A 25,735-nucleotide genomic window follows, 5' to 3' on the forward strand; every position below is an offset into this window, starting at 1 on the left:
TTTTTAATGATCTAAATTTTTCAAAGAAACATCTTATACGACGTTAAATTCCTTGAGTTACTGATATTGCGCTGCAGCGGGGGGAGTGTGCTAGCTTAGCGATGCAGCCTTGCGGCGTTTACCTTACGTAAACGTAAGCCATACTCGCTGTACTTTCCTGCTTTCAGGTAATAAACACTAATAACGCCAACCGCCAAAGTACCAGGAAACATACAATGAAAAAGATGACTAAATTCGCACTAACCAGCCTCGCCGCTGGTGTCGCTTTCGCCGCGCTTACCTCCACTGCTCAAGCGCAAGAGCAGTGGACAATGACCACTACCTGGCCCGAAAACCTTGACCTGATTAAGATTGATCAGCACTGGGCAGAGCTTGTAAACCAACTTGCAGGTGACGAAGTACAAATTAACTTCCGTGCAGGCGGCACGCTAATGCCTGGCACTGAAGTGTTCGACGCTACAGAAACCGGCGCTATCCAAGCTTCTGGCGATTGGCCAGGCTACTGGGCAGGCTTGAACCCAGCGTTCTCTCCTCTGGCCACCACTACCAGCCTGTTTAACGGCGTGGATTACTTGAACTGGATTCAACAGTGGGGCGGCTTTGAGCTCTATCAAGAAATTTATGGCCAGTACAACATGGTGTATTTGCCCTACGGCATTACCAACAACGAATCTGGTTTCATGGGCCGCACCCCGATTGAGAGCATCGCAGATCTTGAAGGCAAGCGTTTGCGCCTATCGGGACGCGACCAGGGCCGAGTACTCGAAGAGTTAGGCGGTTCACAGGTCACTCTGGCCGGTGGTGAAGTGTATCAAGCGATTGAACGCGGCGTAATTGATGCAGGTGAGTTCTCGACTCCAGGCGTTGATTTTAACGCTGGTTTTGCTGAAGTTGCTGAATACTGGGCAACACCTGGCTGGCACCAGTCGGCAAGCGTTTTCGGCGTTATGATTAACAAAGACGCTTGGGATGCCCTGTCTGAAGAAACCCAGGCTAAGCTTAAAACAGCTGCTGAAGCCACCATGGCTTGGTCACTTTCCTGGTCGGAGCGTGAATCTACCGAAGCAACCCAGAAGTTTATTGATGCGGGCGTCACCATTAACCAGTTCTCAGAGGAAGACTTGGCGCGCATCCAGGAAATTACCAACGATGTCATTGTACGTGGCGCTTGTGAAAATTCCGACCACGCCAAGGTCTATCACTCCATGATTACTTATCTACAAGAGTACGCTGCATGGCGTGATGTTACTGCGCCATTCAACATGAGCCGCACGATGGATAACCTACCCTCATTGGAAGAGATCGAAGCCTGCCTATAAGGCGTTTAAGTGCCGCCCCTGCGCTGCTGGGGCGGTTATTGCTTAGCTGCGGAGACCTTCCATGAACGCGATTGCCAAGGCGATCGATGCAATTAACGAGCTGCTGGGCCGCATCATTGCACCGTTAATTGCCATCATTACTCTAATAGTGCTTTACGACATTGTGTCGCGCTTCTTCTTTGGCCGCCCTAGCGACTGGGCGTTTGATGTCACCAAAATGCTGTTCGGCGCCCACTTTATGCTGATGGCCGCCTATGGATTGCGCCACCATGCCCACGTGGAAGTCGACGTTATTAAACGCCTGCTATCACGCAAAAAGCAGGCCGTACTAGACCTGCTCGGCTACTTGATATTCTTTGTGCCCTTCATCTGGCTGTTATTGACCTACGGCTGGCGTTTTTTCGAGCGCTCGTTCAGTCGTGGCGAAACTACCTACGGAATGGTCTCAATCCCGGTGTATCCGGTGAAAGGCGTTATCGTAGTCGCTGCTGTGCTTATTTTGTTGCAGGCGATTGCTATCGTTCTGCGCGCCATTATGCAGCTGCGTGAGGAGACGTCCGCATGAGTGCAGAACTACTGACGCTGGTGATGTTTGGTGGTCTTTTAGTTGGCCTGTTTATGGGTCATCCGCTTGCTTTTGTATTGGGTGGCATGGCGGTCATCGGTGCTTATTTAGGGCCGGGCATTAATACCCTGGGTATCATCATTAACAACGTCTATGGCAACGCTATGGACAACTATGTACTAGTGGCGATACCACTGTTTATTCTAATGGCGCGCTTTCTTAATGACTCAGGCGTCACCGAAAAAATGTTTGATGCCATGCGCTTGCTGCTGGCGAACCTTCGCGGTGGATTAGCGCTTACCGTGGTGGTTGTATCTGTCTTACTTGCAGCTACCACTGGCATTGTCGGCGCGTCGATTGCCGTTATGGGCATGATTGCCTTAGTGCCAATGCTTAAGTATGGCTATAACAAAGAGCTGAGTGCTGGCGTCATCATGGCTAGCGGCTGTCTGGGCATTTTGATTCCCCCCAGCATTATGCTGATTTTAATGGCAAGCTACTCACCTGTCTCAGTGGGCGCACTCTTTGCTGGAGCGTTAGTACCCGGCCTGATACTGGGGGTGATGTATGCGCTGTACGTGCTGGTAATCTGCTGGCTCAAACCTAGCTACGGACCTAAAGTACCTGCAGAAGAGCGCGCTGAAGTCAGCACAAAACAGCTACTGATCATGCTGGGCAAGTATGTTGTCCCGCCAATGTCGTTAATTCTCGGCGTACTGGGGGCACTGTTTACCGGTGTGGCGACGGCGACTGAGGCATCCGCCATTGGTGTTTTTATCGCTTTCCTACTGTTTTTAATCTTCGGCGACCGCAAACTATCAACCTGTTACAACACGCTGATTGAAGCTGGCAAAACCACAACGATGGTGATGTTAGTGCTCGTCGGGGCCACAGCGTTCACTGGGGTATTCTCGATTGGTGGCGGGATGACCGTGATCAGTGATTTTGTACTGGCCATGCCGGGTGGCACCGTTGGTGCCCTGCTATTAATGCTGTTCCTGGTATTCATTCTCGGCATGTTCCTTGATTGGACTGGCATTGTGTTGCTTAGCTTCCCTATCATGCTGCCAATCATTTCGCAGATGGGGGTGGATGTCCTGTGGTTCGTCGTCATGGTGGCGGTGGTGTTACAAACCTCCTTCTTAACGCCGCCCTTTGGTTATGCGCTGTTCTATTTGAAAGGGGTGGCTCCACCAGGGGTCGAAATCGTCGACTTATATAAAGCCGTCGTGCCATTTGTGGCCATCATCCTTTTCGCCTGCATACTAATGGCTATTTTCCCTAGTTTGATTACGGGACTACCAAGTGTGCTGGTGGGCTACCAGTGATACCAAGCTACTAATGCAAAACGCACAACTTCCCCCCGCCTTGCGGGGGGATTTTTTTGATAGCCACAATGTTGGCTGCAGTAGCCTAACGCAAGTGATACTATTTGCAGCCGCTATTTTTTCGCATTGACGAGCCAAGCTGCCCCTCATCCAAGGAGACAACGACGTGTCTACGCCAGCTCGCCGCTCACCATCGGCCCTGCTTTCAGGTTTTGCGTCACGCATTTCACTATCGCTCAACCCTTGGTCAATCGCGCTTTTTTTGATCGCCCTTGTTGTCGCACTGCCTATTATTGTGGTCCTAAGCCATATTTTTGTGCCGACAGAAGGCGTTTGGCAGCACCTTTCAAGCACCGTATTACCACGCTACCTTTCTAATACGTTCTGGCTGGTGCTATGGGTTGGCATTGGCACTCTGATTACAGGCGCCGGGACTGCGTGGCTGGTGGTGATGTGCCGTTTCCCAGGCAAGCGCATATTTGAATGGGCGCTGCTGTTACCCCTGGCGGTACCAACGTATGTCATTGCCTATGCCTATACAGACTTTTTCCAAGTAGCAGGACCGCTACAAAGCTTGTTGCGTGAATGGTTTGACTGGCGAGTGGGCGATTACTATTTCCCCAACGTGCGCTCACTAGGCGGCGCGGCAACCCTGATTACCTTTGTGCTTTACCCGTATGTGTATCTGTTAGCTAGAGCTTCTTTTCTTGAGCAGTCGGTATGTGTATTAGATGTAGGCCGCACTCTGGGGCGTGGCCCCTGGCGCTTGTTTGCCAGCGTGGCGTTGCCCCTCGCCCGCCCGGCATTAGTAGGCGGCGTTTCACTGGTACTGATGGAGACGCTTAACGAATTTGGCGCGGTGCAGTTTTTTGGAGTAGATACGTTTACCACAGGGATCTATCGCACATGGTTTGGCTTAGGTGAACCTGTAGCTGCCGCTCAGCTAGCCGCTTGCCTGCTGACCTTCGTCATTGTATTGGTTCTTCTAGAGCGCTATTCGCGGGGTAAACGGCGCTACTTCCATACAACCAACCGCTATCAGCAACTACCGGAATATCAGTTGCGTGGCTGGCATGCACTCGGGGCTACCCTGGCGTGTTTGCTGCCCATTGTTATCGGCTTTTTATTGCCCAGCGGTATTTTGCTCAATATGGCCATTAAAACGGGCGATAGCTTGTTCGGCACACGGTTTATTGGCTTTGCTATGAATAGCCTGAGCCTCGCGACCGTTGCCGCATTGATTGCGGTAGGGTTAGCCGTACTCCTGAGCTACGGGGTTAGGCTCAACAATTCACCAAGCGCACGATTTTTCACACGTATCGCCGCAATGGGCTATGCCATTCCTGGCTCGGTGGTTGCCGTAGGCATCCTGATTCCGTTTGCTTGGCTGGATAACTCGCTGAACATGTGGCTTCACGAACACTACGGAAAAATCATTGGTCTAGTGTTTAGCGGCTCAGCATTTATTTTGGTTTACGCTTATGTAGTACGCTTTTTGGCCGTCTCGTTTAACGCGGTAGAAGCGAGCCTTGGCAAAGTAACCCCCAGCATGGATGCCGCATCCCGCACCTTGGGCCAAACCGCTGGCGGCACGCTACGCCATATTCATACGCCGCTGATGCGTAGCAGTCTTCTAGCAGCCGGGATTCTGGTATTTGTCGATGTGATGAAAGAGTTACCTGCCACGATCATCTTGCGCCCCTTCAACTTTGACACGCTGGCAGTACGCGCTCACAGCCTCGCCTCAGATGAACGCTTAGCTGAAGCGTCAACAGCCTCTCTGACCATTGTGGTAGTGGGCATCTTACCGGTGATTTTACTCAGCTTGGCAATGCGCCGGGCGCGCCCTGGTAGCCAAGCTGAGTAGTAGACGCGAGCAAGCGCTGAACAACGAAAATTAACGCGGAAAGATAAATACCTGGGAGTGATCCAAGTCGATATCAATCGGCTGGCCCTCCTGGGGTAAAAACACGCCTGGCACACGGGCGTGAAGGTGGGCTTCCTGACCATCTTCTCCATGCGCACATAAGTGAATAAGGCTGGAACGCCCTAGCAGCTTAGCCATGACCACATGGCTGTGGCTATGCGATTCTACGGGCAAGTCACGCTCTTTGATACGCAGTGCTTCGGGGCGAATCATCACCTGAACGTTACTGCCTTCTGGCAACCAGCTGGCATCTACCGGCCCAACTGGCGTAGCGACAAATCCCCCTTTAACAATGCCGCTTAACTCATTCACCTCGCCAAAAAACGTCACCACAAAGGGAGCCACTGGCGCACAATAAAGCTCACGGGGGGTGCCAGTCTGCACAATTTCGCCATCCCGCATTAGCGCGATACGGTCTGCCATAAACATGGCTTCTTCAGGGTCGTGGGTCACTAACAGGGTCGCTGAGCCGAGCTTTTTCAACACGTGCAGCGTATCGTCTCGGATGCGATCACGTAGCCGCGCATCCAGGCTAGAAAAGGGTTCATCCAGTAACATTAATTTAGGCGTGGGCGCCAGCGCTCGCGCCAGCGCAACGCGCTGCTGCTGCCCACCTGACAACATATGCGGATAGCTCTCGGCGTAGTCGGCCATGCCGAGTTGAGCCAGCAGTTCCAGCGCACGCTCTCGGCGCTGGCTAGAGGGCAAATTTTTCAGACCGAAGGTAACATTTTCCAGCACGCTAAGGTGTGGGAACAAGGCTGAGTCTTGGAAAGCGAGACCAACATTGCGCTTTTCTGGTGGCACATGACGCTTACCGGGTGCCGCAATGGATAGACCATCAAGACTAACCGAGCCTTCCTGCACGACCTCTAAGCCCGCAGCAATCCGAAGCAGTGTGGTTTTGCCGCAACCAGAAGGGCCCAGTAAACACACAACCTCACCTGGAGCGATATCAAGATCAATGCCTTTCACCACTTTATTAGCCGCAAACGTGTGCTGAATACCACGAAGCGACAGTGCTGATGCAGGCGCCGACACATCGGAAAGTGACACAGTTGCCGTCATTATTTCACCATTGTCTCGTCCACCCGCGACATGATAAACGCATGCCGCTGCGAACACGGTTGAAAGTTATTTGCATTCTATTTTCTATTGAGTAGAGATGCACGTTTCTTGCTAAACAGCAGATGCGTTTCATTAGCATTTAACTTGACGTCAACCAAGAGAAGCGTTTCAATACGTCACGTCGCTAATGCAACTTATTATCATAAACATTCAGGGTATTTGTTATGAAAAAAGCACGTCTTACGGCTACCGTAGCTGCCATCGTGGCAGGTTCTGCTTTTGCAGGTAGCGCGCTCGCTAACGAGGTCAACATTTACTCCGCCCGCCATTACGACTCTGATGAGATTCTCTACAAAGCGTTCACTGAAGAGACCGGCATCGAAGTTAATGTACTGGAAGGCGACTCCGACCAGTTGATGGAGCGCATGCAGCGTGAAGGCATTGCTAGCCCTGCTGACGTAATGCTTACCGTTGATGCAGGCCGCCTATGGCGCGCCGAGCAAGACGGCCTTTTTCAAAGCGTAGACTCTGACGTGCTTAACGAGCGCCTGCCAGAATCAATGCGCCACCCTGACGGCCTGTGGTTTGGCTTTAGCCAGCGCGCACGGGTTATTTTCTACAACCGTGAGAACTTTGACCCCAGCCAAATCACCTCCTATGAAGATCTGGCCGATCCGCAGTTTGAAGGCCAAGTATGCATTCGCTCTTCCAACAACATTTACAACCAGTCGCTACTCGCCTCACTGATTGAGCATCACGGTGAAGAAGGCGCGGAAGAGTGGGCTCAAGGTGTTGTGAATAATATGGCGCGCGCCCCAGAAGGCGGTGATACCGATCAGATTCTTGGCGTTGCGAGTGGTGAGTGCGACTTAGCAGTTGCGAACCACTACTACTACGTTCGTTTACTGCATTCCGATGAAGATGCCGACCGCGAAGCCGCGCGCAAAGTGGGGATGATTTTCCCCAACCAGGATGATCGTGGCACCCACGTTAACGTTGGCGGCGCAGGCTTAGTGGCTAACGCGCAAAACCCAGAAAACGGCATTCGCTTCCTGGAGTTCTTAGCCTCTGACGAAGCTCAGGAAGTACTGGCTGACCGTAACTACGAGTTCCCCGTCGTGGAAGGCATCAAGAAAAACCCGGTGCTTGAATCTTGGGGTGATTTCGCCAAAGACGATATCAACATCAGCATCCTGGGTGAAAATAACCCAGAAGCGATTCGTATTTTCGATCGCGTAAGCTGGCGTTAAGCTCTGCGGCCCTTAGGACTCATGAGCCGCAAGCATAACTAAAAAAACACCTGCAGCTCAGCTGCAGGTGTTTTTTATTGGGCTGTCGGTCACGACCCCGTAACGTCGTTTAAGCCTTACTTAGCCTAGAGGCCTTAGCCTAGCAGGCTTCATGCTAGTGGTTAATACTAGTGGGCTTCATCCCAGTTGGCGCCGCTTTCGGCTTCAACAATCAGCGGCACGCTAAGCGTGGCAGCGGCTTGCATACGCGCCTGAACTTGCTCAATAAACGCCTCAACTTGCCCTTCGGCCACCTCAAACACTAGCTCATCGTGCACCTGCATAACCATGAGGGCGTCAAACTCCCCTTCAGCAAGCCATGCATCGACATCAATCATCGCCTGCTTGATGATATCCGCTGCCGTGCCCTGCATAGGCGCGTTAATGGCGGTGCGTTCAGCACCCTGGCGGCGATTGCGGTTTTGCGAGTGGATCTCTGGCAGGTACAGCCGCCGCCCTAGCACGGTTTCCACAAAGCCATCTTCTGCGGCCTGGGTGCGAATACGATCCATATAGCGAGCAACGCCAGGATAACGGTCAAAATAGCGGTCGATGTAGGTTTGCGCCTGATTGCGATCAATATGCAGCTGGCGTGATAAGCCCCAAGCGCTCATGCCGTAAATTAGGCCAAAGTTGATCGCTTTAGCGCTGCGCCGCTGGTCGGCAGAGACCTTTTCAAGCGCAGTACCAAACACTTCGGCAGCGGTCGCAGTGTGGATATCGCGCCCTTCCGCAAACGCCTCTAAAAGCCCTTTATCTTCTGAGAGGTGCGCCATAATACGCAGCTCAATTTGCGAGTAGTCTGCCGCCACAATGCGATAGCCTGGGCGTGCCACAAACGCTTGACGGATTTTACGCCCCTCTTCTGTGCGAATCGGGATGTTTTGCAGATTCGGGTCGGACGACGAGAGACGCCCTGTCGCCGTCACCGCTTGGTGATAGCTGGTATGCACTCGGCCAGTGGTTTTATTGAGCAGGCGCGGTAGCTTATCGGTATAGGTGGATTTTAGCTTCGCCAGCCCCCGGTGCTGCATAATCACCTTGGGCAAGGGGTAATCCAGCGCCAACTCCTCTAGCACCGCCTCTGCTGTCGAAGGTGCGCCTTTGGGAGTTTTCTTGATCACCGGAATTTTCTGCTCTTCGAACAGAATCTGCCCCAGCTGTTTGGGCGAACCGAGATTAAACTCACGACCGGCTAACTCGAATGCCTCGCTTTCAAGCTCACGAATACGGCGCTCTAGCTGCTGGCTTTGCTCGTGCAGACGTTCGGCATCCAGTGCGACACCATTGCGTTCAATCCGCGACAACACGTTAATCAGCGGCAGTTCAAGATGATCCAGCACGTCCGCTAAACGCCCTTCCCGCTCCACCTGAGGACGCAGTATTTCTTGCAGCCGTAGCGTGATATCTACATCTTCACAGGCATAAGGAACCGCTTGCTCTAGGGCAATCTGGTTAAACGTGAGCTGCTTGGCACCCTTTCCAGCGATCTCTTCGAAAGAGATGGTTTTTTCGCCCAAATACTTCAGTGCCAGCGAATCCATGTCGTGACGCGTGGCGGTGGAATTCAACACGTACGAGGCTAGCATAGTGTCGGCCAGCGGCCCCACTACGCGAATATCATAGTTTGCCAGCACGGAAATATCGTACTTAAGGTTCTGGCCAACTTTGGTTTTTTCAGGATCTTCCAGCAGCGGCTTTAATGCCTGCAGGACCTGTTGACGATCAAGCTGTGCGGGCGCATCCAGATAGTCATGGGCCAGTGGAATATAGGCCGCTTCACCAGCCTCCAGTGCCAGGCCAACGCCGACAATATCGGCGTCCATATAATTCAGGCTGGTCGTTTCTAAGTCGAAGCAAAAGCGCTCGGCTTTTTTCAGTCGCGCTAGCCACGCATCAAACTCAGCTTGCTCAACGATGACATGGTCGTTTCGCTGGCTGGAAGCCGCGGCGCTATCAGTCACGTCATTAGCAGCGTTATCAGGCGCAGGCTCGCCCCCTTTTACATCATCGACGCCCTCATCGGTACCTGCCAGTAGCTCAGCCAACCATTGCTTGAACTCCATTTCTTTATAGAGTTCTACCAGCGCCTCGCGGTCTGGATGCGCAATATCCAAGTCATCCAGACCCACAGGCAGTTCGCAGTCGGTCTTAATGGTCGCTAATTGGTAAGAGAGAAAGGCCTGCTCACGGTGCTCTTCCAGCTTCTTAGGTAACGTTTTCGCACCACGGAAGCTGAGTGTTTTGACACGTTCCAGATCACCATAAATGGTCTCTAAACCACCTTCCATGCCTTGCAACAGACCTATGGCAGTCTTTTCGCCCACCCCCGGCACGCCGGGAATGTTATCAACCTTGTCACCCATCAAGGCCAGAAAATCAATGATCAGCGAGGGCGGCAGCCCAAATTTCTCTTTGACACCCGCTTCATCGAGGGTTTCTTCTTTCATGGTATTGACCAGTGTGATGTGGTCATTCACCAACTGCGCCATATCTTTATCGCCAGTTGAGATCACCGCATCACGGCCAGCCTGGGTGGCATGATGGGCCAGGGTACCAATCACATCGTCGGCTTCAACGCCCTCAATGCACAGCAGCGGTAAGCCTAGCGCTTTTACACAAGCGTGCAGCGGCTTAATTTGGCTGCGCAGGTCATCCGGCATGGGCGGTCGATGAGCTTTATAGTCGCTGTACATCTCATCGCGAAAGGTTTTTCCTGGTGCATCAAACACCACCGCCATTGGGCTTTCCGGGTAGTCTTTGATCAACCGCTTGAGCATATTTAATACGCCTTTCACGGCCCCCGTAGGCTGGCCGTTGGAGGTCGTTAACGGTGGCAGCGCGTGAAAAGCGCGATATAGGTACGATGAGCCATCGACAAGCACGATTGGGGCACGGGCCATAACCAATTCCATTGTTAGCAACACAGTAAGAAGTCTATTAGCTATGATACGCGTTCACGGCAATGGCTGCAGAAACAACCGTTACGAATAACGTATTTCAAACTCACACAACGCTGCCAACTGACCCTGCAAGCCGCTACAATAATGGGCTTAGCAACCTGGGCGAGATTCTCATGGCTGTATTTACTCCGCTGAGCGACGTTCAGGTCGCCGCGTTTTTGGAAAAATTTGATGTAGGCAGCTTCGTTTCGCTACAAGGCGTTGCCGGTGGCACAGAAAACTCGACGTTTTTTGTGACCACCGATCGTCGTGAGCTGGTGTTAACCCTGTTTGAACAGGGCGAACATGAAGAGCTGCCGTTTTTTGTCGAGTTGTTGGATTACCTGGATGAGCACCGTCTGCCGGTGCCCGGTACTATTCACGACCGCGAAGGGATTGCGCTACACAGTTTGGCAGGCAAGCCTGCCTTACTGTTTCCACGCCTACCAGGCAAGCATCCTAGCGCCCCTAACCTTGCCCAATGCCAAGCGCTGGGCAATACGTTGGGGCATTTGCATGTTGTCTCCCAGCGTTTTCCTGGCCATCGGCCAAACCCGCGCGACCTTCACTGGCTGCGAGCAGTGCATCACAAGGTGCTAACGTATATTAGCCCTGACGACCAAACGCTGATGAAAAATGAAGTCGATGACTTCGAAGGTGCCTTTAGCCAGCACGGCGAGCTACCGCAAGGAGCGCTTCACGGCGACTTATTCCGTGACAACACGCTGTTTGAGGGCGACCAATTAGGCGGTGTTATCGATTTTTACAACGGTTGTACCGGCGATTTGCTATTTGATCTCGCCATCGTCATTAACGACTGGGCAACCAATGAGGATGGCACGCTGAATGCTGAGCGTTATGAAGCCATTCTGAGCGCTTACCAAGCACGTCGCCCTCTCACCGCAGATGAACGTGAATTATGGCCAACCATGTTGCGCATGACGGCATTGCGATATTGGCTATCGCGCCTGCTGGTTGTCTATGTTGACCCACCTGCCCATGACCTAACGCCTCATGACCCTGAGCGTTTCCGAACCATTTTAAAAGCGCGCATTGCATTTGGCGCACTACCGCTCCCAGAGGTTTCTTGATGATCGAATCGGTGACCACCAGCGCCCAGGCCTTACGCGCCCGACGCACATGGAATATTGACCAATGGGGCAGTGGCTACTTTGATGTGAACGACCACGGGCAAGCCTTGGTTCGTCCGCTAGGTAGCGACGCAGAAGGCCCAGCATTGCCACTTAGCGGGCTTGTGCGTCAGTTGCAGACTGCGGGTCTGCGGTTGCCGGTACTGGTAAGGTTTAGCGACATTCTGCACGACCGCGTAGAACTGCTGTGCGGTGCGTTTGATATCGCGATGCAGGACATCGACTATCAGGGCGGCTACACAGCCGTTTATCCGATCAAAGTGAATCAGCAGCGCCGCGTGGTGGAAGAGATCCTCGCCACCTCCGAGCGAGGCAATGGTCGCGTAGGCTTAGAAGCAGGCAGTAAACCGGAGCTGCTGGCAGTGCTGGCGCTGTCTGATGGCGGCTCCTCGCTGATCGTCTGCAATGGTTATAAAGACCGCGAGTACGTTCGCCTAGCGCTGCTGGGTGAAAAGCTGGGGCATCGCGTTTACCTGGTCGTTGAGAAGCTGTCTGAGCTAGAGCTTATATTAGAAGAGGCGCGTGAGTTGGAAGTCACCCCGCGTATTGGTTTGCGGGCACGGCTTGCCTCAGTGGGTAAGGGTAAATGGCAAAATACCGGCGGCGAGAAGTCGAAGTTTGGTCTGACTGCCAGTCAAATTCTTGACGTAGTCGCGACCTTGCGCGCTCAAAATGCGTTAGAGAGCCTACAGTTAGTGCACTTTCATCTCGGCTCGCAAATTGCCAATATTCGCGACATTCAGCGCGGTCTGCGGGAATGCGCCCGTTTTTACCAAAACCTGATGAGCCTAGGGGCACCGATTGATACCGTCGATGTGGGTGGCGGTCTAGGAATCGACTACGAAGGCACCCGCTCACGTAGCTACTGCTCAGCCAACTACTCCATGCAGGAGTATGCACGTAACGTCGTTAGCGCCTTTGCGCAGCTGTGTCAGGAGGCTGACCTTCCCCAGCCTCATCTGATCAGCGAGTCAGGCCGTGCGCTAACGGCTCATCATGCCGTGTTGATCACCAACGTAATTGGCGAAGAGCGCGTTAACGATTCGCCTCCAGAGCGCTCTTCTCAGGAAGACCTCCAGGTGGAAGCCCTATGGCGGGTTTTTGAGCAGTTAGCCGAAAGCCAGGAGCCCCGTGTTTTGGTGGAAGCCTGGCATGATCTTCTGCAGGCGGTTAGTGAGCTGCAAGACCGTTTCGTAATGGGCTTAAGTGATATCAATGCCCGTGCCGAAGGTGAACGACTTTATATGGCAGCCTGTGCACGCCTACGCGGTCAACTCGATACCCGTAATCGCGCGCACCGGGAAATTATGGACGAACTGGCCGAAAAGCTAGCCGACAAGCTGTTTGTCAATTTCTCATTATTCCAGTCGGTGCCTGACGTTTGGGGAATCGAACAGATATTCCCTGTTCTGCCGTTGAGCGGGTTAGACCAACCCCCCACTCGTCGCGCAGTCATTCAGGATATTACCTGCGATTCAGATGGCCGCATTGATAGCTACGTGGATGGCCAAGGCGTGGAAAGCACACTACCGCTGCCCGAGTGGGCGAGCGACGACGAGCGTTGGCTAGGCTTCTTCCTGGTAGGCGCCTATCAGGAAATTCTTGGCGACTTGCACAACCTATTCGGCGATACCGACTCAGTCGATGCCGCACTGGGTGAAGATGGCGAGTGGGTCCTTTCTAACCTACAGGCAGGCGATACGGTGGCCGATGTTTTAGCCTACGTGAATTTTGATGCTCGAGTGCTTAAGCAAAAGCTCACCGAGCAACTAATCACTAGCGGCTTTTCGACCCAAGAGCAGGCAAAGTTTGCCGCTAGCCTGAGCGAAGGCCTGGATGGCTACACCTATTTAGAATAGTGCTTATAGAACTGTGTTTATAGAACCGTGCTTATAGAATAGTGCTTTTAGAATAGGCCAACGAAAAAGCCACTGACATCGTCAGTGGCTTTTCGCATAACTGCTAACGCTTACCTATTGTTGGTTTTGGCGTCATCGCCATCCAACTACTCTACTACGCTAGTGGTGATTTCTAACCCGCCGGTCAACGTTAAACGCAGCGAAGCTCCACGGGGCAATTCGCCCACACCCGCAGGTGTGCCTGTCAAAATGACGTCACCCGGCTCTAGCGTGAAGTGACGACTCATCTCTGCCACCAACGTCGGGATCGCGAAGATCATATCGGCACCTTCTCCGTGTTGACGCTCTTCACCATCAATCTCAAGGGTGAACACCAGCGCGTTCCAATTGGGGATGCGGCTTAGCGGCAAAAACGGTGATAGTGGGCAAGCACCATCAAATGCTTTTGCTATTTCCCACGGGTGCCCCTTCTCTTTCAGCTTGGTTTGCACATCTCGCAGCGTTAAATCCATCGCCAGGCCAATACCCACAATGGCACGCTCTGCTTCATCTTGAGTAGCGTGAGTCAGTGTCTCTCCAACCAAAAGCGCAAGTTCGACTTCATAATGTACATCACCCCGTGAAAACGGCGGATCAAGAGGTTTAGTCAAGTCCACCACACTGGTGGCGGGCTTCATAAATAACAGAGGCTCACTGGGAACCGGATTATCCAGTTCTTTGGCATGGTCGGCATAGTTGCGGCCAACGCAGACGATTTTGCCCAACGCGTGGGGAAACTCCTGACCATCGGTAAACTGGGGAACAAAACGCATGGCGGGTCCTCTCCTTCTCATTATGCGTGCCGCATTCGCAACGACAGGCGCAACAGTCTACCCCAGCTATGCGTATGTACCACAACCTCTTCTACAGCATTTCATACATATCACTAGTGATACGTTAGATTATGCGTCGGGCGTCCAGCGATCATCAGGCTCATGCGCCAAAAAGCTAGGGCGCTGCTTGGGAGCAGCAAACGGTGCAACACAGCGATTATCCGGACGGTTAAATACAAAGAACACGTTACTGCGGGGGTCAGGCGACAAATTGGCATTAGACGCATGCAACGTGTTGCAATCAAACAGTAGCAAGCCCCCTGCTTTACCTTTTGGCGCTTCAATACCATATTTTGCTACTAACTGAGTCAGTGCTTCTTGGCTGGGCACGCCAACCTTCTGTGCTTTAAGCGAGCTTTTGTGGTTATCCTCCGGCGTTTCCCCCAAGCAGGGCACAAATTCCAAATGGGAGCCTGGAATCAGCATAAGCGGACCGTTAAATTCATGGTTGTCGGTCAAGATCAGTGAAGCGCTAACAGCATGCATATTCGGCATGCCATCTTCCGCGTGCCACGTCTCGAAATCAGAGTGCCAATTAAACCCTTTACCCGCAAAGCCTGGTTTATAGTTAATCCGTGACTGATGCACGTAAGGATTAGCGCCAATGATCTGCCGGGCTGCACCCGCTAAGCGTTCGTCACTGGCCAGTTCACCTAATCGCTCAGAAAGCCTATGCACGGCAAACAGCGAACGAATATCGTGGCTTTCTGGCTCGGTAATGCTGAATTCCTGATCGCGATAAGCCTGATTATTCATCAATAATGTCATTTCATCGCGAAGTGCCTCCAGCTCTTCACCTGAAATGAGGTTTGGAATAAACAAAAAACCTTTGCGTTCAAACTCATCAAGCTGCGCAGAGGATAGCGGCCCTGATAAGTTCCGACCTTTAACCACCGCATCGCGACGCGGCTGAGTTAGCGAAGCTGGGGCTGCCGCTAGGCGCGTTGGGTAGTCATCTTTCACCGCTGTACGTTGCGCCGACGGCATATCCAACATTTCATTATATTGCTTATAGGCAGTAATCGTTTTGAGAGCGTTGTTGCTGACTGTCATCTAATCCACTCCTTGTATGATTAAATTTCAGACCGATAAAACATGTAGCGATTTTCGTTAGTGCATAACACAGACAGTAGGATAGCTAAGTAGCCAGCCCTTGCAACCCATATTACTTAATTTATAACATGTGTTATGAAACTTTTTAACCCTTATTAAAAAGACATAGAAACAACTTTTAAAAACTAATCCAGAAAACTATACCCACAAACAGATTCACTATAAAAACTGGCACCTCTTTCACTTCCTTCGGACTAGAAAGCATGATAGCGCTATAGGCTTTAGGAGTTTTTCTGTTCAAAACCCGACATAAAGTATGGCGGCACGGTCAATTTAGCCGCCCAACCAGATAGACCCAAAGCATCACCAGATGGCACGGCGTCATGGAAAACTAACACGCTTATATCAGAGCCCTATTTGCAATAAAGGTAACGGCAACATAATTAATAACACTTTACTTAATCACGCTTATTTCACACCAAATACTGGCCCTCAAAGATTGATTCAAGCAGTAGATTATAAAAAATATAAAAACTCGACTTACCACTTAAATAAAAATTTAAAAACGGGGGAGATAAAATATTCGACAAGGTATCTAACATAAGCCAGGGTAGAAAAAAATTAACGATCCAATTATGATTTTATGACGCAAACCTAGAGAAACGCTTTATGAAAAAATTCTCCCTTATCGCATCTACTCTTATTATCCTGTTAGCTAGCGGGTGCCAATCACACTCAGCGCCTCATCAAGCAGCCAAGCCTGACGAAACGCTAACCAATACGTACTGGAAACTGGTCACGCTTGAAGGGCAACCCATCATCACCGCTGAGAACTTTCGCGAGCCTCATCTTGTGCTGCATGAAGAAAATACACGGCTAGCTGGCTCAACTGGCTGCAATACCTTGATTGGCAGTTACCGTGTTGATGGTAAGCAAATAGCATTTGAACAAGTTGGCACCACGATGATGGCCTGCCCCGACACGCAAATGCGTAACGAGCAGACAATGCTAAGTACACTTAACAGCGTAGCCACTTGGCAAGTAGACGGTGGTTCCCTGTCACTTAAAAATACCAATGGCAAACCAGTGGCAGTATTTGAAGCCGTGCATCTTTATTAGCCATCGGTTTGCAGGCAAGCTCACTTAATGAAAGCGCCCTCTTGTCGCTGCTGCTCTCTATGCGCAAGTATGTCGACAAATGCACGCACTTTCGCAGGACGAAAACGTGCTAATGGGAAAACGACATGTATGCCGCCGGAGGGCAAACTCCACTGGGGTAAAATATGTATAAGGCGTCCGGCGGCTATGTCGCCTGCAATGACATAATCCGGCAATACCGAGATTCCTGCACCAGCGTACAACGCTTCGCGTACCGCGAGTGTAGCATCAAGAAAGATTGAGGCGCGCACGTGGATGGTTCTGCGTTCACCCTTACTGAGTGAAAACTCCCACTGCAATGGATGGGGCAGCGCTTTATTAGCAATGAACGGGAATTTCAATAACTCTTCTGGCTGAGAGAGCTGCGCCACCTCTTTTTCAAGGCTTGGCGATGCAACTAGCAATTGCCGAAAAGAGCCTATTTTCCTTGCCTGCACGCTTGCCTCTGTTAGCCAACCAACACGGATAGCCAGTTCGATATCCTCAGCCATCAGATCGACTTTTTGATCCCGCAGCGTGGCATCGACCCGGCAATCGGGATATTGCTGGGTATATGCAGCAATCGCAGGCACCACAAAGGTGACACCGTAATCGAAAGGGGCGGTCAACCGTAATGTGCCTGTCGGCTCCTGGGCTATTTCGCCTAACTCATCAAAAGCATCTTCAGCTTCACGGAGAATCAAGGCACAGCGTTGGTAAAACACTTTTCCAGCGGAGGTAACTTGTACCGATCGCGTCGTACGCGTAAGGAGAGAGGTTCTAAATTCTTGTTCAAGACGTGCCACCTGCTGGCTAACCACCGCCTTGGTGATACCCAGACGCTCTGCGGCGGCCGTAAAAGACCCCGTTTCAACCACAGCAGCAAAATAAGCTAAGCGCCGCAAGTTATTAAATCCGCCTAGCTTACTTCCACTTCGACTGTATGCTTTTTCCATACGCATAATATGCTTCGTATGTATTTATCCGTCAATACAATCTCTTTAGCATGCGAGTCAATCATGTATAGAGAGACTCGACTATGAATAACACTTTGTATTACCTATTCGATCCTTTGTGTGGCTGGTGCTATGGCGCAACATCATCTGTTTCAGACGTGATCGCGGCAGACGATATAAAAGTGGTTCTGTTACCCAGCGGCCTTTTCACAGGCCGTGGCGGAAGGCAAATGGATCATGAATTCGCGGCCTATGCCTGGAGTAACGATCAGCGGATTGAGCGCCTAACGGGACAACTATTCACTCAACTATATCGCGATCACGTGTTAAGCGATCACCATCAGCGGTTTGACAGTAGTGCCGCTACGCTAGCGCTAACGGCAGTATCGCTTACCGCACCCGCCGATGAGTTCGAGGCTTTAAAAGCAATCCAATACGCACGCTACGTACAGGGTCGAGACGTGACATCTCAAGTCACGCTGGTTGAGATTCTACAAGGACTTGAGCTGACACAAGCGGCAGAGTTAATGACAGGTGCCAGTGAAACACTTATGCATTCCAATCGTTCTCGAATTTCACAGGCTCAAACACTAATGCAGAAGCTTGACGTTCGAGGAGTGCCCACGTTCATCGCTCAGTCGAGTGAAAACCTAAAGGTTCTTTCCACGAATGAGTTGTATGCCAACCCCAGTGCGCTAGCCCAACAGATACGCGCGCTATAACGCACCAACTTAATCAATTGACCCTCTAAACAAAATTGCAGAAGGAAGAAAAAATGGCTACTCGGCGTATGTTTTTAAAGTCATTAACTGCCTTAGGGTTATCCATGGCTATAAGCACTGGTAACCTAAGTGGCATAAAAAAGAGCCTCGCGTCTGATGATCAATTAAGTTGGCAGCACTTTCCTGCTGGAGAGCATGGCTTTTTCCGAGCGCCCGTACTGGTGACGGGAGCAACAGAGGCAGTATTAATTGACAGCGGCTTTACCTTATCTGACGGACGTGCCGTTGCCGAGGCAGTCCAACAGAGCGGTAAGCAGCTAACCACCGTCTACATTAGCCAAAGCGATCCTGATTACTATTTTGGCCTTGGCGCGATAAAAGCAGCCTTCCCTGATGCTCGCATTGTCGCAGCTTCAGCTACCGTTGATGCTATCGAAGCTAATGTAGAGAAAAAAATCTCTACATGGTCCCCCCAACTTCAAGACAATGGCCCTCAGTCACTTGATGATATCGTTATGCCTGAGGTTTTCGACGGCCATTTATTGCAAGTCGATGGTGAAGATATCCAGATTGTTGACGTGGAGGGTTTACCTAATCGTCGCTATCTTTGGGCTCCTTCCTTAAATGCTGTTTTTGGAGGTGTGCTGGTATTCTCAGACCTACATGTGTGGATAGCAGACACCCCTACTGCTGAACAGCGAGCGGCTTGGATACAAGCGCTTGATGAAATGGCAGCACGCTTTCCTAAGGTCGTTATACCCGGTCACATGCAACCTGACGCAGCTATTGATGCTTCCGCGATTCAATATACACGTGACTACCTATTAGCATTTGAAGAAGAGCTCGCCAAAGCGAATAACAGCGATGAACTCATTGAAGCAATGACCCGTCGCTACCCAAATGCAAAGCTAAGCGTTGCACTACAGATTGGCGCTAAAGTAGCTATGGGGGAAATGGACTGGGGATAGTCATTTTTCCCTGTAGTATAGAGGTGGCCGATGACTATCTTTCTGTAATGGCAGCTTGGTCACCCAACTTGCAAGGTTCAGTTGTGGAGGTGCCCACGCTGTAGACACTTTATAGACACATACGAAAAAGCCGCCCTTTCGGACGGCTTAATCTAATTCTCTAACGCTTTGATTTTAACCACTTTTAAGTGGTGCCGACACCAGGAGTCGAACCCGGGACCTACTGATTACAAGTCAGTTGCTCTACCAACTGAGCTATGTCGGCTCTTCGCGCTTTCTTGAGAATATGATTGCTTCACTGTTAAGCTTTGCAATCAACAAGAAATCTTGTTGGCAATGGCTGGGGTACCAGGATTCGAACCTGGGAATGCCGATACCAAAAACCGGTGCCTTACCACTTGGCGATACCCCAACGTTTGGTGGCCAGAGACGGAATCGAACCGCCGACACGGGGATTTTCAATCCCCTGCTCTACCAACTGAGCTATCTGGCCGCTGCCAACGGTGCGTATTAAACTAAAAACTCAGCTTTTCGTCAACACTTTCGTGAAACTTTCTTTCTAGTCACGTGCTTAGGGCACTTCTTTGCAGGGCTCAAAACGTGCAAAAGCCGCGCCATCCGTGGGCTGCACCGAGTTTCACTCCTTACAGCCTTGCTTCCTGAACGCTTAAGCCTGGGTAGGCGGCACGTAACCTTCCGCTTGATCCGTTGCTTCGTTATTTAGAAAACGCTGCATTTGATCCATCAAATAGGCGCGCGCCTCAGGCTCTAACATGTTGAGGTGCTTTTCATTAATCAAGCGCGTTTGCAACGACTGCCACTCTTCCCAGGCCTGCTTAGACACGGTGGCTTGAATCTCTTGTCCCTGCTTACCTGGTAATGGTGGAAATGGCAGGGCGGGCAGCTCTTGTTGGTACTTGCGGCAGAAAACGGTGGTGCTCATGGTGTGCTCCTTTATGAATAACGGTGCGAATATAAAAGTAATAACGCGAGTGAGGTTAGCGCGACGGCCCTGGCGTTGGATCTAAGGAAAAAGGCGCCAGCTGGCTCAGCAGCGATTTAACCGGCGCAGCCAAGCCAAGCGTGGGCGGTTCGTCAACGTCATACCACACGCCATCTTCTCTTACGCCGTTCAGCCTATCGCAACTGACGGGCTGAGGCGTAATCAATAGCCGAAAATGACTAAACGTATGAGTAAAGCTGGGCATTGGCGCATGGCGTTCGGGGGACGTCACATGATCAGCCAGCCAATCGTTCAGTTCACTATGCTGCTCAAATTGAGGCAGGCTCCATAGGCCTCCCCACAAGCCGCTGGGTGGCCGTTGCTCTAACCACACCCGCCCTTGCCTGTCTCGTAGCATCAGCATAATGGTTTCACGCGTCGGCAAGGCTTTTTTAGGCTTGGATTCGGGAAAGCGTTGCGGCTCACCTTGGGCATAGGCACGGCATACGTCGTTAAACGGACAGATCAGGCAATCAGGTTTGCTGCGTTTACATAGCGTGGCGCCGAAATCCATGATGGCTTGGGTATAGTCGGCAAGACGGGTATTGGGCGTGAAATACTCAGCCAGTGTCCATAGTGAACGCTCTACTGCTGGCTTGCCTGGCCAGCCAGCAATGGCATGCAAGCGAGTCAGCGATCGTTTTACATTGCCATCTAAAATCGCGGCCTGCTGACCAGAACGTTGTTTATCAGAGCTATGTTTATCAGAACTTTGCGCGATGATCGCGCCAGCAGTGGAGCGGCCGATACCCGGCAGCGCCATTAACGCTTCGACACTGTCCGTTGGCAGCTCTCCCCCATGGGACGCTAACGCCACTTGAGCCGCTTTATGCAAATTACGGGCACGGGCGTAGTAACCCAGCCCGGTCCAAAGATGCAGCACGTCGTCCTGAGGTGCGTTGGCCAGTGCTTCTAACGTGGGAAAGCGCGTCATAAAGCGTTTGAAATAGGGAATGACCGTAGCGACCTGGGTTTGTTGGAGCATAATTTCAGATACCCATACCCGGTAGGCACTTCGGGGCGACTGCCAAGGCAGGTCATGCCGTCCATACTGATCGAACCAGGTAAGCAAGCGACGTTGAAACTCTTCCGCCGCGAGGCACGGTGTAAACATGTCGGCCATAGGATTTCCTTAAACAGTAAAACGGCACCCTGCAATTAGCCGTCAGTTGGCCTTGCTATTATGTGGCTAACTAACACGCAAAAAAGCGCCGGCGGTAAGGCCGGCGCGCACTTATTGTATCGATTCAAAACGTGCATGAATGCTCAGTTAAATAGACGACGAATCCCCTCACGAAGTTCCTGACCAGCACCTTCTCCTAAGCGTTCGTCAATTTGATCAAGCGAATCGCCCAGCCGTTCCTCAAGCTCTTCTTCAAGACGGCTGCCTGCTTCATTACGAAGTAGGTCTATCACCGCTGCTTGGAAAGCCGAACGATCAAATCGGCACCACTGGGTTTTATCGTCGCCCACATGGCCTTCACAACGAACTGGAAGAGGCAACTGCTCTAAACGCGGGTTCACGTTACAGGCGGCATCCGCCGTGTCGACCAGCCTAGCATTTGCCTCAGTCGTAAAATTCAGCGTATTGAGATTGAATTCGCCTTCACCTTGTACGTCAATGCCAGGAAGGGTGATAAGCAAATCGTCACTGTTTACTACGCCATTACGCACTTGGAAGGTCGCGTCAAACCGTTCAAAGCGCGTATCAGGTTCCCATTCGCGCAGGGTGCCTTCGCCCTCTAGCTGCGCCACTATCTCACACATTTGCTGAGAGATATTCGTTTGCAGAATAGCGCCGTCGTTCAGTTGTGCACTTAGCTCGCCGTTAAGATTATTGGTGAGCACATCACGGCGATTGCCTTGGGTCGTCAGTGCGCCTTCCAAGTTGAAGCGGCCTCGTAACGGTGACGCCTCTTCGCTAAAGGTTTCAATGAGCGGTGCGACCTGAACATCACTGACACGTGGAGAAATCTGCCATTCCAGTACGTTTGCTGTCGCATCTAGACGGCCAGTCGAATTAAGCTCGCCCTCATAAAAACGCGACTCAAAGGCTGTCAGTTGGTGCACTCCATTCTCGCCGCGCAAGCTTAGCGAAGTGCCATCGAACGTTAATCCAGCCAGCACAAGCTGGTCGACGCTTAAGTCCCCCTCTAGCGATAGCGTGCTCAGCCATTCCTGAGGTAATAGTGCCCCATCGGTTTGGGCGAAGGCTTTGCGCAGCATGCCTCGGCTAGCTTGTTGAGCGGTTTCCGGACCAGGCAGATAATGATCAATATTCAGTTGATCGCCTTCCAGATTAAAGGCGAGCCGAGTACCGTCCAGCGCGGCGGAAATATTACCTGTAAAGGTACTGTCGTCCACTACTAAGGAAAGACGCGGCAGTGCAATACTCGTCATATCGCCTTCAATTGGGCTAGTCATCGCCACATCTCTCAGGGCACTTTCATTGGCCGTATTGAGAGTAATGCCTGCGCGAGATAACCAAGGCCGCAATGTAAAAGGCGCTGCGGTGAGTTGGCCGCTGTACTGAGGAGAGTCTAAAAACTTTTCGACATTGAGATGGCCGCTGACTCTCAGTCCATCCGGCCCGGTTAACTGAGCATCTTTAAACTGAGCAGTTTGCGCCGCCCAGTCACTTTCCAAACCAAATGCCAACGAAAGCGCGAGGCTACCCTGCCAATTGTCTGGATGACGTAAGCCCGCGTCAACGACACCCTCGCGAATCGTAAGTTGCTGCTCACCCATTCGGGCAACTATTTCAGCTGCTTTCAAACTAAGCTGCTGCGGATCACTTTCTCCAGAGCGTCGCGTACGAGTCGTCAACTGGATATTTTCAAAAACCAGCTGCTCATCTTTCAAACCTAAACGAAGACGAGTTTCGAGATTCACTTCGCTGCTCAGGTCGGGCGTACGCTCCAACACCTCTGCATCTAAGCGATTATGCTTAGTTAATGTGAACATGGTTTTTAAAGGGAAGGAGCGTAACGGATTGACGTTGGCGCCTGAAATATTGAGCGACTGCACACGCCAAAGTGCTTGGCTTTGCTCATCACGAAAACGAATATCAGCATTTTTCACTTCTACACTGGCAATATTCAGCACCACCGACAAATTACCAGCATCTGCGTTGGGGCCAGCGCTTGCAGGCGCCAGTACCGTTTCCGCTGTTTCGTTACCCTGCTCAGCGAGGCGCTCTAGTAACGGCTGCCAATTACCTTCGCCCTGCTCATCCTTTTCAAGGTTTAAGCGCATGCCATCTAGGGTTAAGCCGTCAACCGCTATTTCGCCGCGTAATAAAGGGGCAAAGGCTACGCTAACTTCAGCTCGCTCAATGGCGGCAAACGCACTCTCGTCCTGAGCTTGCTCTGGCAGCCACGCTTTTGCCTGCTCAACACTGACCCCTATACGCGGATAAAATGACCATGTGATTGGGCCTTCCAACGCTAGATTCAGGCCAGTTTGTTCTTCTACCACCGCAGTTAGCCGAGGCTTGAAATCTTCTGGGTCAAGAAAAGTGGTGACATACACCACTGCGGCAACGGCAACAATCGCTAAAATACCTACCGCAGCCAGCAAAATACGTAGTAGATGATTCATTGCCCTTTTCCTTGTGGGTCTAGCTCAACAAAATCACTGGTGATGGAATCATCCGACTGTGCGGATGATTCAGGGGCTACGGGGCGATAACCAAGCTTTGAGAGCAGTACTCGATCTGCTAACGGCAGCGACGACGTTTCGATGCGCAGCACACGTCCTTCTTGTTTTGCCTGCTCTCCTAACAGTGCCATTAGTCGCGCGCCTACGCCACGCCGTCGGGTGGGTTTACGCACGCACAGCTCGGAGAGCCACCACGCGCGGTCAGTTGCCTCTTTTATTGCAACCGCACCGAGCAGTCGATCGTTAAAATGTGCGCAGGCAAAAAAGTGCTGCCCTTTTAAATGCTGTTCAATAAAAGGGGCGACCGTTGGTGTAGGCATTCGCTCTTGGGGCGCATCTTCATAAATGCGTATTAGGTCAATACGCACCTGCTCCTCAGCTTCCCAACGGGCCTGGTCGACGTAATGCAATGTCACCGGCATGGTGAAATCCTCTTTGCCAAAGCAGCAAGGCTGCTATTCTACCGCCAGCAAAGGCGGCTACCTTTCGCGCATTGTAGCGGATGGGGGCGCCGATTCACTATAATGGTCGCTTTTGGCACAGGTTATGCTTTGATCTAGCGGTGTTAACATTACCCGATGATCCACCAATACCCCCTCAGAGTGCGCATCAGCGCAGGAGATGCAACATGTCAGCGCGTATTGCCACGGTAAGCCGTGACACCAACGAAACGCAGATTACGGTCAGCGTCAACCTTGATGGCGAAGGCCGTCTCCGCAGCGACACCGGCGTTCCGTTTCTTGATCATATGCTTGATCAAGTAGCTCGCCATGGGATGGTGGATCTCGATATTGACGCAAAAGGCGATCTGCACATCGATGATCACCACACAGTTGAAGATCTAGGCATTACCCTAGGCCAAGCATTTCACCAAGCGATCGGCGATAAACGCGGCATCTATCGCTACGGGCATGCTTACGTTCCTCTTGATGAAGCGTTGTCCCGTGTGGTTATCGACTTCTCCGGCCGTCCAGGTCTCTATATGAATGTCGACTTCACCCGCGATACCATTGGCAGTATGGATACCCAGCTGTTTTGGGAATTTTTCCAAGGCTTCGTCAACCATGCGCGCGTCACCCTGCATATTGACAATGTAAAAGGCTTTAATGCTCACCATCAGGCTGAGACTATATTTAAAGCGTTTGGCCGCGCGCTGCGCATGGCGGTGGCAGAAGACCCGCGTATGGCGGGACAAATGCCGTCTACCAAAGGAAGCCTATAATGCCGGGTATTGCAGCGAGTGGTAGCTCGCCAACGATAACAAGGAGCGCTTTATGACCATCGCGGTAATCGATTATGGAATGGGCAACCTGCACTCTGTGGCAAAAGCGCTTGAGCATGTCACCCACGAAAATGTGATTATTACCCGCGACCCTCGGCGTATTTTAGGTGCTACGCGCCTAGTACTCCCGGGCCAAGGGGCTATTCGGGACTGTGTAGGCGAGCTGGAACGTACCGAGCTACGCGGTCTAGTCGATGACATCCTTACCCGTCAAGCTAAACCACTATTGGGTATTTGCGTGGGCCAGCAAATGCTGATGGAGCGTAGCGAAGAGAACGGCGGCGTAGATTGCCTGGGCTTTTTCCATGGCAGCGTTGATCGTTTTCCGGCCAATATGCGCGATGATTACGAACAGCGCTTAAAAGTTCCGCACATGGGCTGGAACCTTGTGGCGCAACATCACGATCACCCGCTATGGTCAGGCATTGACGATAACGAACACTTCTATTTTGTGCACAGCTACTACGTTAATGCGACCGACGATGCCCAAGTGTTTGGTACTACCCAGTACGGCAAGGTTTGCGCCCATGTAGCGATTGGCCGTGATGCCACCTTCGCTGTGCAGTTCCATCCTGAAAAAAGCTCCCGCGCGGGCCTTCGCCTGCTAGAAAACTTTGTCACCTGGACGCCCTGA

The 25,735-nt window shown here is 51.7% G+C and carries 21 protein-coding genes and 3 tRNA genes; 12 read left to right on the forward strand and 12 right to left on the reverse strand.

Features of this window, described 5'->3' with window-relative positions; translation table 11 throughout:
- Positions 1 to 215 precede the first annotated feature (215 nt).
- The 4 genes from dctP (at position 216) to J4377_RS15320 (ending at position 5,079) form a co-directional block, all read left to right on the forward strand.
- Positions 216 to 1,319, forward strand: coding sequence for a TRAP transporter substrate-binding protein DctP (gene dctP / locus J4377_RS15305; RefSeq protein WP_038478238.1), 1,104 nt, complete (start codon positions 216 to 218; stop codon positions 1,317 to 1,319).
- 61 nt (positions 1,320 to 1,380) lie between these two features.
- Entirely contained in the window at positions 1,381 to 1,884 is a 504-nt protein-coding gene (locus J4377_RS15310) for a TRAP transporter small permease subunit (protein ID WP_038478240.1), read from the forward strand.
- Positions 1,881 to 3,212: a TRAP transporter large permease subunit gene (locus tag J4377_RS15315; RefSeq protein WP_038478243.1), complete on the forward strand. Its 1,332-nt coding sequence runs from the start codon at positions 1,881 to 1,883 to the stop codon at positions 3,210 to 3,212. Before J4377_RS15310 ends, J4377_RS15315 begins: the two co-directional genes overlap by 4 nt.
- A 166-nt stretch (positions 3,213 to 3,378) precedes the next feature.
- Positions 3,379 to 5,079 (forward strand): iron ABC transporter permease, encoded by a 1,701-nt coding sequence (locus tag J4377_RS15320; protein WP_253486085.1) that lies wholly within the window; start codon positions 3,379 to 3,381, stop codon positions 5,077 to 5,079.
- Positions 5,080 to 5,109: 30 nt separating this feature from the next.
- Here J4377_RS15320 and J4377_RS15325 read toward each other — a convergent pair whose 3' ends face one another.
- On the reverse strand, positions 5,110 to 6,207 hold the full coding sequence (locus J4377_RS15325) for an ABC transporter ATP-binding protein (RefSeq protein WP_038478249.1): 1,098 nt from the start codon (positions 6,205 to 6,207) through the stop codon (positions 5,110 to 5,112).
- Positions 6,208 to 6,431: 224 nt separating this feature from the next.
- Between J4377_RS15325 and J4377_RS15330 the strand changes: the two genes are divergently transcribed.
- Complete coding sequence (locus J4377_RS15330; protein ID WP_253486086.1) at positions 6,432 to 7,457, forward strand: Fe(3+) ABC transporter substrate-binding protein; 1,026 nt, start codon at positions 6,432 to 6,434, stop codon at positions 7,455 to 7,457.
- Positions 7,458 to 7,624: 167 nt separating this feature from the next.
- Here J4377_RS15330 and polA read toward each other — a convergent pair whose 3' ends face one another.
- The gene (gene polA / locus J4377_RS15335; RefSeq protein ID WP_253486087.1) at positions 7,625 to 10,399 is read right to left on the reverse strand and encodes a DNA polymerase I; all 2,775 of its coding nucleotides are present in this window, start codon (positions 10,397 to 10,399) and stop codon (positions 7,625 to 7,627) included.
- A gap of 173 nt (positions 10,400 to 10,572) precedes the next feature.
- Between polA and J4377_RS15340 the strand changes: the two genes are divergently transcribed.
- Complete coding sequence (locus J4377_RS15340) at positions 10,573 to 11,529, forward strand: homoserine kinase (RefSeq protein ID WP_095604530.1); 957 nt, start codon at positions 10,573 to 10,575, stop codon at positions 11,527 to 11,529.
- Complete coding sequence (gene speA / locus J4377_RS15345) at positions 11,529 to 13,448, forward strand: biosynthetic arginine decarboxylase (protein ID WP_253486088.1); 1,920 nt, start codon at positions 11,529 to 11,531, stop codon at positions 13,446 to 13,448. Before J4377_RS15340 ends, speA begins: the two co-directional genes overlap by 1 nt.
- A 146-nt stretch (positions 13,449 to 13,594) precedes the next feature.
- Here the strand turns inward: speA and J4377_RS15350 are convergent, their stop codons facing one another.
- Positions 13,595 to 14,260 carry a fumarylacetoacetate hydrolase family protein gene (locus J4377_RS15350; protein WP_095604474.1) on the reverse strand — a complete coding sequence of 222 codons (666 nt, stop codon included), beginning with the start codon at positions 14,258 to 14,260 and terminating at the stop codon, positions 13,595 to 13,597.
- Positions 14,261 to 14,389: 129 nt separating this feature from the next.
- The gene (gene thpD, locus J4377_RS15355; protein ID WP_253486089.1) at positions 14,390 to 15,373 is read right to left on the reverse strand and encodes an ectoine hydroxylase; all 984 of its coding nucleotides are present in this window, start codon (positions 15,371 to 15,373) and stop codon (positions 14,390 to 14,392) included.
- Positions 15,374 to 16,042: 669 nt separating this feature from the next.
- Here thpD and J4377_RS15360 point away from each other — a divergent pair.
- On the forward strand, positions 16,043 to 16,492 hold the full coding sequence (locus tag J4377_RS15360) for an META domain-containing protein (protein WP_253486090.1): 450 nt from the start codon (positions 16,043 to 16,045) through the stop codon (positions 16,490 to 16,492).
- A gap of 20 nt (positions 16,493 to 16,512) precedes the next feature.
- On the opposite strand, the gene J4377_RS15365 is transcribed toward J4377_RS15360, so the two are convergent.
- A complete protein-coding gene (locus J4377_RS15365; RefSeq protein ID WP_253486091.1) occupies positions 16,513 to 17,472 on the reverse strand; it encodes a LysR family transcriptional regulator in 960 nt (319 codons plus the stop codon).
- 77 nt (positions 17,473 to 17,549) lie between these two features.
- Here J4377_RS15365 and J4377_RS15370 point away from each other — a divergent pair, with 77 nt between their 5' ends.
- Together J4377_RS15370 and J4377_RS15375 are read left to right on the forward strand one after the other, a co-directional pair.
- Positions 17,550 to 18,188 carry a DsbA family protein gene (locus tag J4377_RS15370; protein WP_253486092.1) on the forward strand — a complete coding sequence of 213 codons (639 nt, stop codon included), beginning with the start codon at positions 17,550 to 17,552 and terminating at the stop codon, positions 18,186 to 18,188.
- A gap of 104 nt (positions 18,189 to 18,292) precedes the next feature.
- Positions 18,293 to 19,156: an MBL fold metallo-hydrolase gene (locus tag J4377_RS15375; RefSeq protein ID WP_198349856.1), complete on the forward strand. Its 864-nt coding sequence runs from the start codon at positions 18,293 to 18,295 to the stop codon at positions 19,154 to 19,156.
- Between the two features lie 189 nt (positions 19,157 to 19,345).
- On the opposite strand, the gene J4377_RS15380 is transcribed toward J4377_RS15375, so the two are convergent.
- The 7 genes from J4377_RS15380 to J4377_RS15410 form a co-directional block, all read right to left on the reverse strand.
- A tRNA-Thr gene (locus tag J4377_RS15380) sits at positions 19,346 to 19,421 on the reverse strand.
- Between the two features lie 72 nt (positions 19,422 to 19,493).
- Positions 19,494 to 19,568: transfer RNA gene (locus tag J4377_RS15385), tRNA-Gln, on the reverse strand.
- Between the two features lie 5 nt (positions 19,569 to 19,573).
- Positions 19,574 to 19,649: transfer RNA gene (locus J4377_RS15390), tRNA-Phe, on the reverse strand.
- Positions 19,650 to 19,823: 174 nt separating this feature from the next.
- Positions 19,824 to 20,099, reverse strand: coding sequence for an oxidative damage protection protein (locus J4377_RS15395; protein WP_083007102.1), 276 nt, complete (start codon positions 20,097 to 20,099; stop codon positions 19,824 to 19,826).
- 55 nt (positions 20,100 to 20,154) lie between these two features.
- Positions 20,155 to 21,282, reverse strand: coding sequence for an A/G-specific adenine glycosylase (gene mutY, locus J4377_RS15400; protein ID WP_253486093.1), 1,128 nt, complete (start codon positions 21,280 to 21,282; stop codon positions 20,155 to 20,157).
- Between the two features lie 143 nt (positions 21,283 to 21,425).
- A complete protein-coding gene (locus tag J4377_RS15405) occupies positions 21,426 to 23,759 on the reverse strand; it encodes an AsmA family protein (protein ID WP_038478287.1) in 2,334 nt (777 codons plus the stop codon).
- Positions 23,756 to 24,241 carry an acetyl-CoA sensor PanZ family protein gene (locus J4377_RS15410; RefSeq protein WP_253486094.1) on the reverse strand — a complete coding sequence of 162 codons (486 nt, stop codon included), beginning with the start codon at positions 24,239 to 24,241 and terminating at the stop codon, positions 23,756 to 23,758. Before J4377_RS15410 ends, J4377_RS15405 begins: the two co-directional genes overlap by 4 nt.
- Before the next feature lie 206 nt (positions 24,242 to 24,447).
- On the opposite strand from J4377_RS15410, the gene hisB reads away from it, so the two are divergent.
- Both hisB and hisH read left to right on the forward strand, forming a co-directional pair.
- Positions 24,448 to 25,041 (forward strand): imidazoleglycerol-phosphate dehydratase HisB, encoded by a 594-nt coding sequence (hisB, locus tag J4377_RS15415; RefSeq protein ID WP_095604467.1) that lies wholly within the window; start codon positions 24,448 to 24,450, stop codon positions 25,039 to 25,041.
- Between the two features lie 52 nt (positions 25,042 to 25,093).
- Positions 25,094 to 25,735, forward strand: coding sequence for an imidazole glycerol phosphate synthase subunit HisH (hisH, locus tag J4377_RS15420; RefSeq protein ID WP_038478294.1), 642 nt, complete (start codon positions 25,094 to 25,096; stop codon positions 25,733 to 25,735).

The organism is Halomonas sp. XH26, assembly GCF_024138895.1.
GTDB lineage: Bacteria > Pseudomonadota > Gammaproteobacteria > Pseudomonadales > Halomonadaceae > Vreelandella > Vreelandella alkaliphila.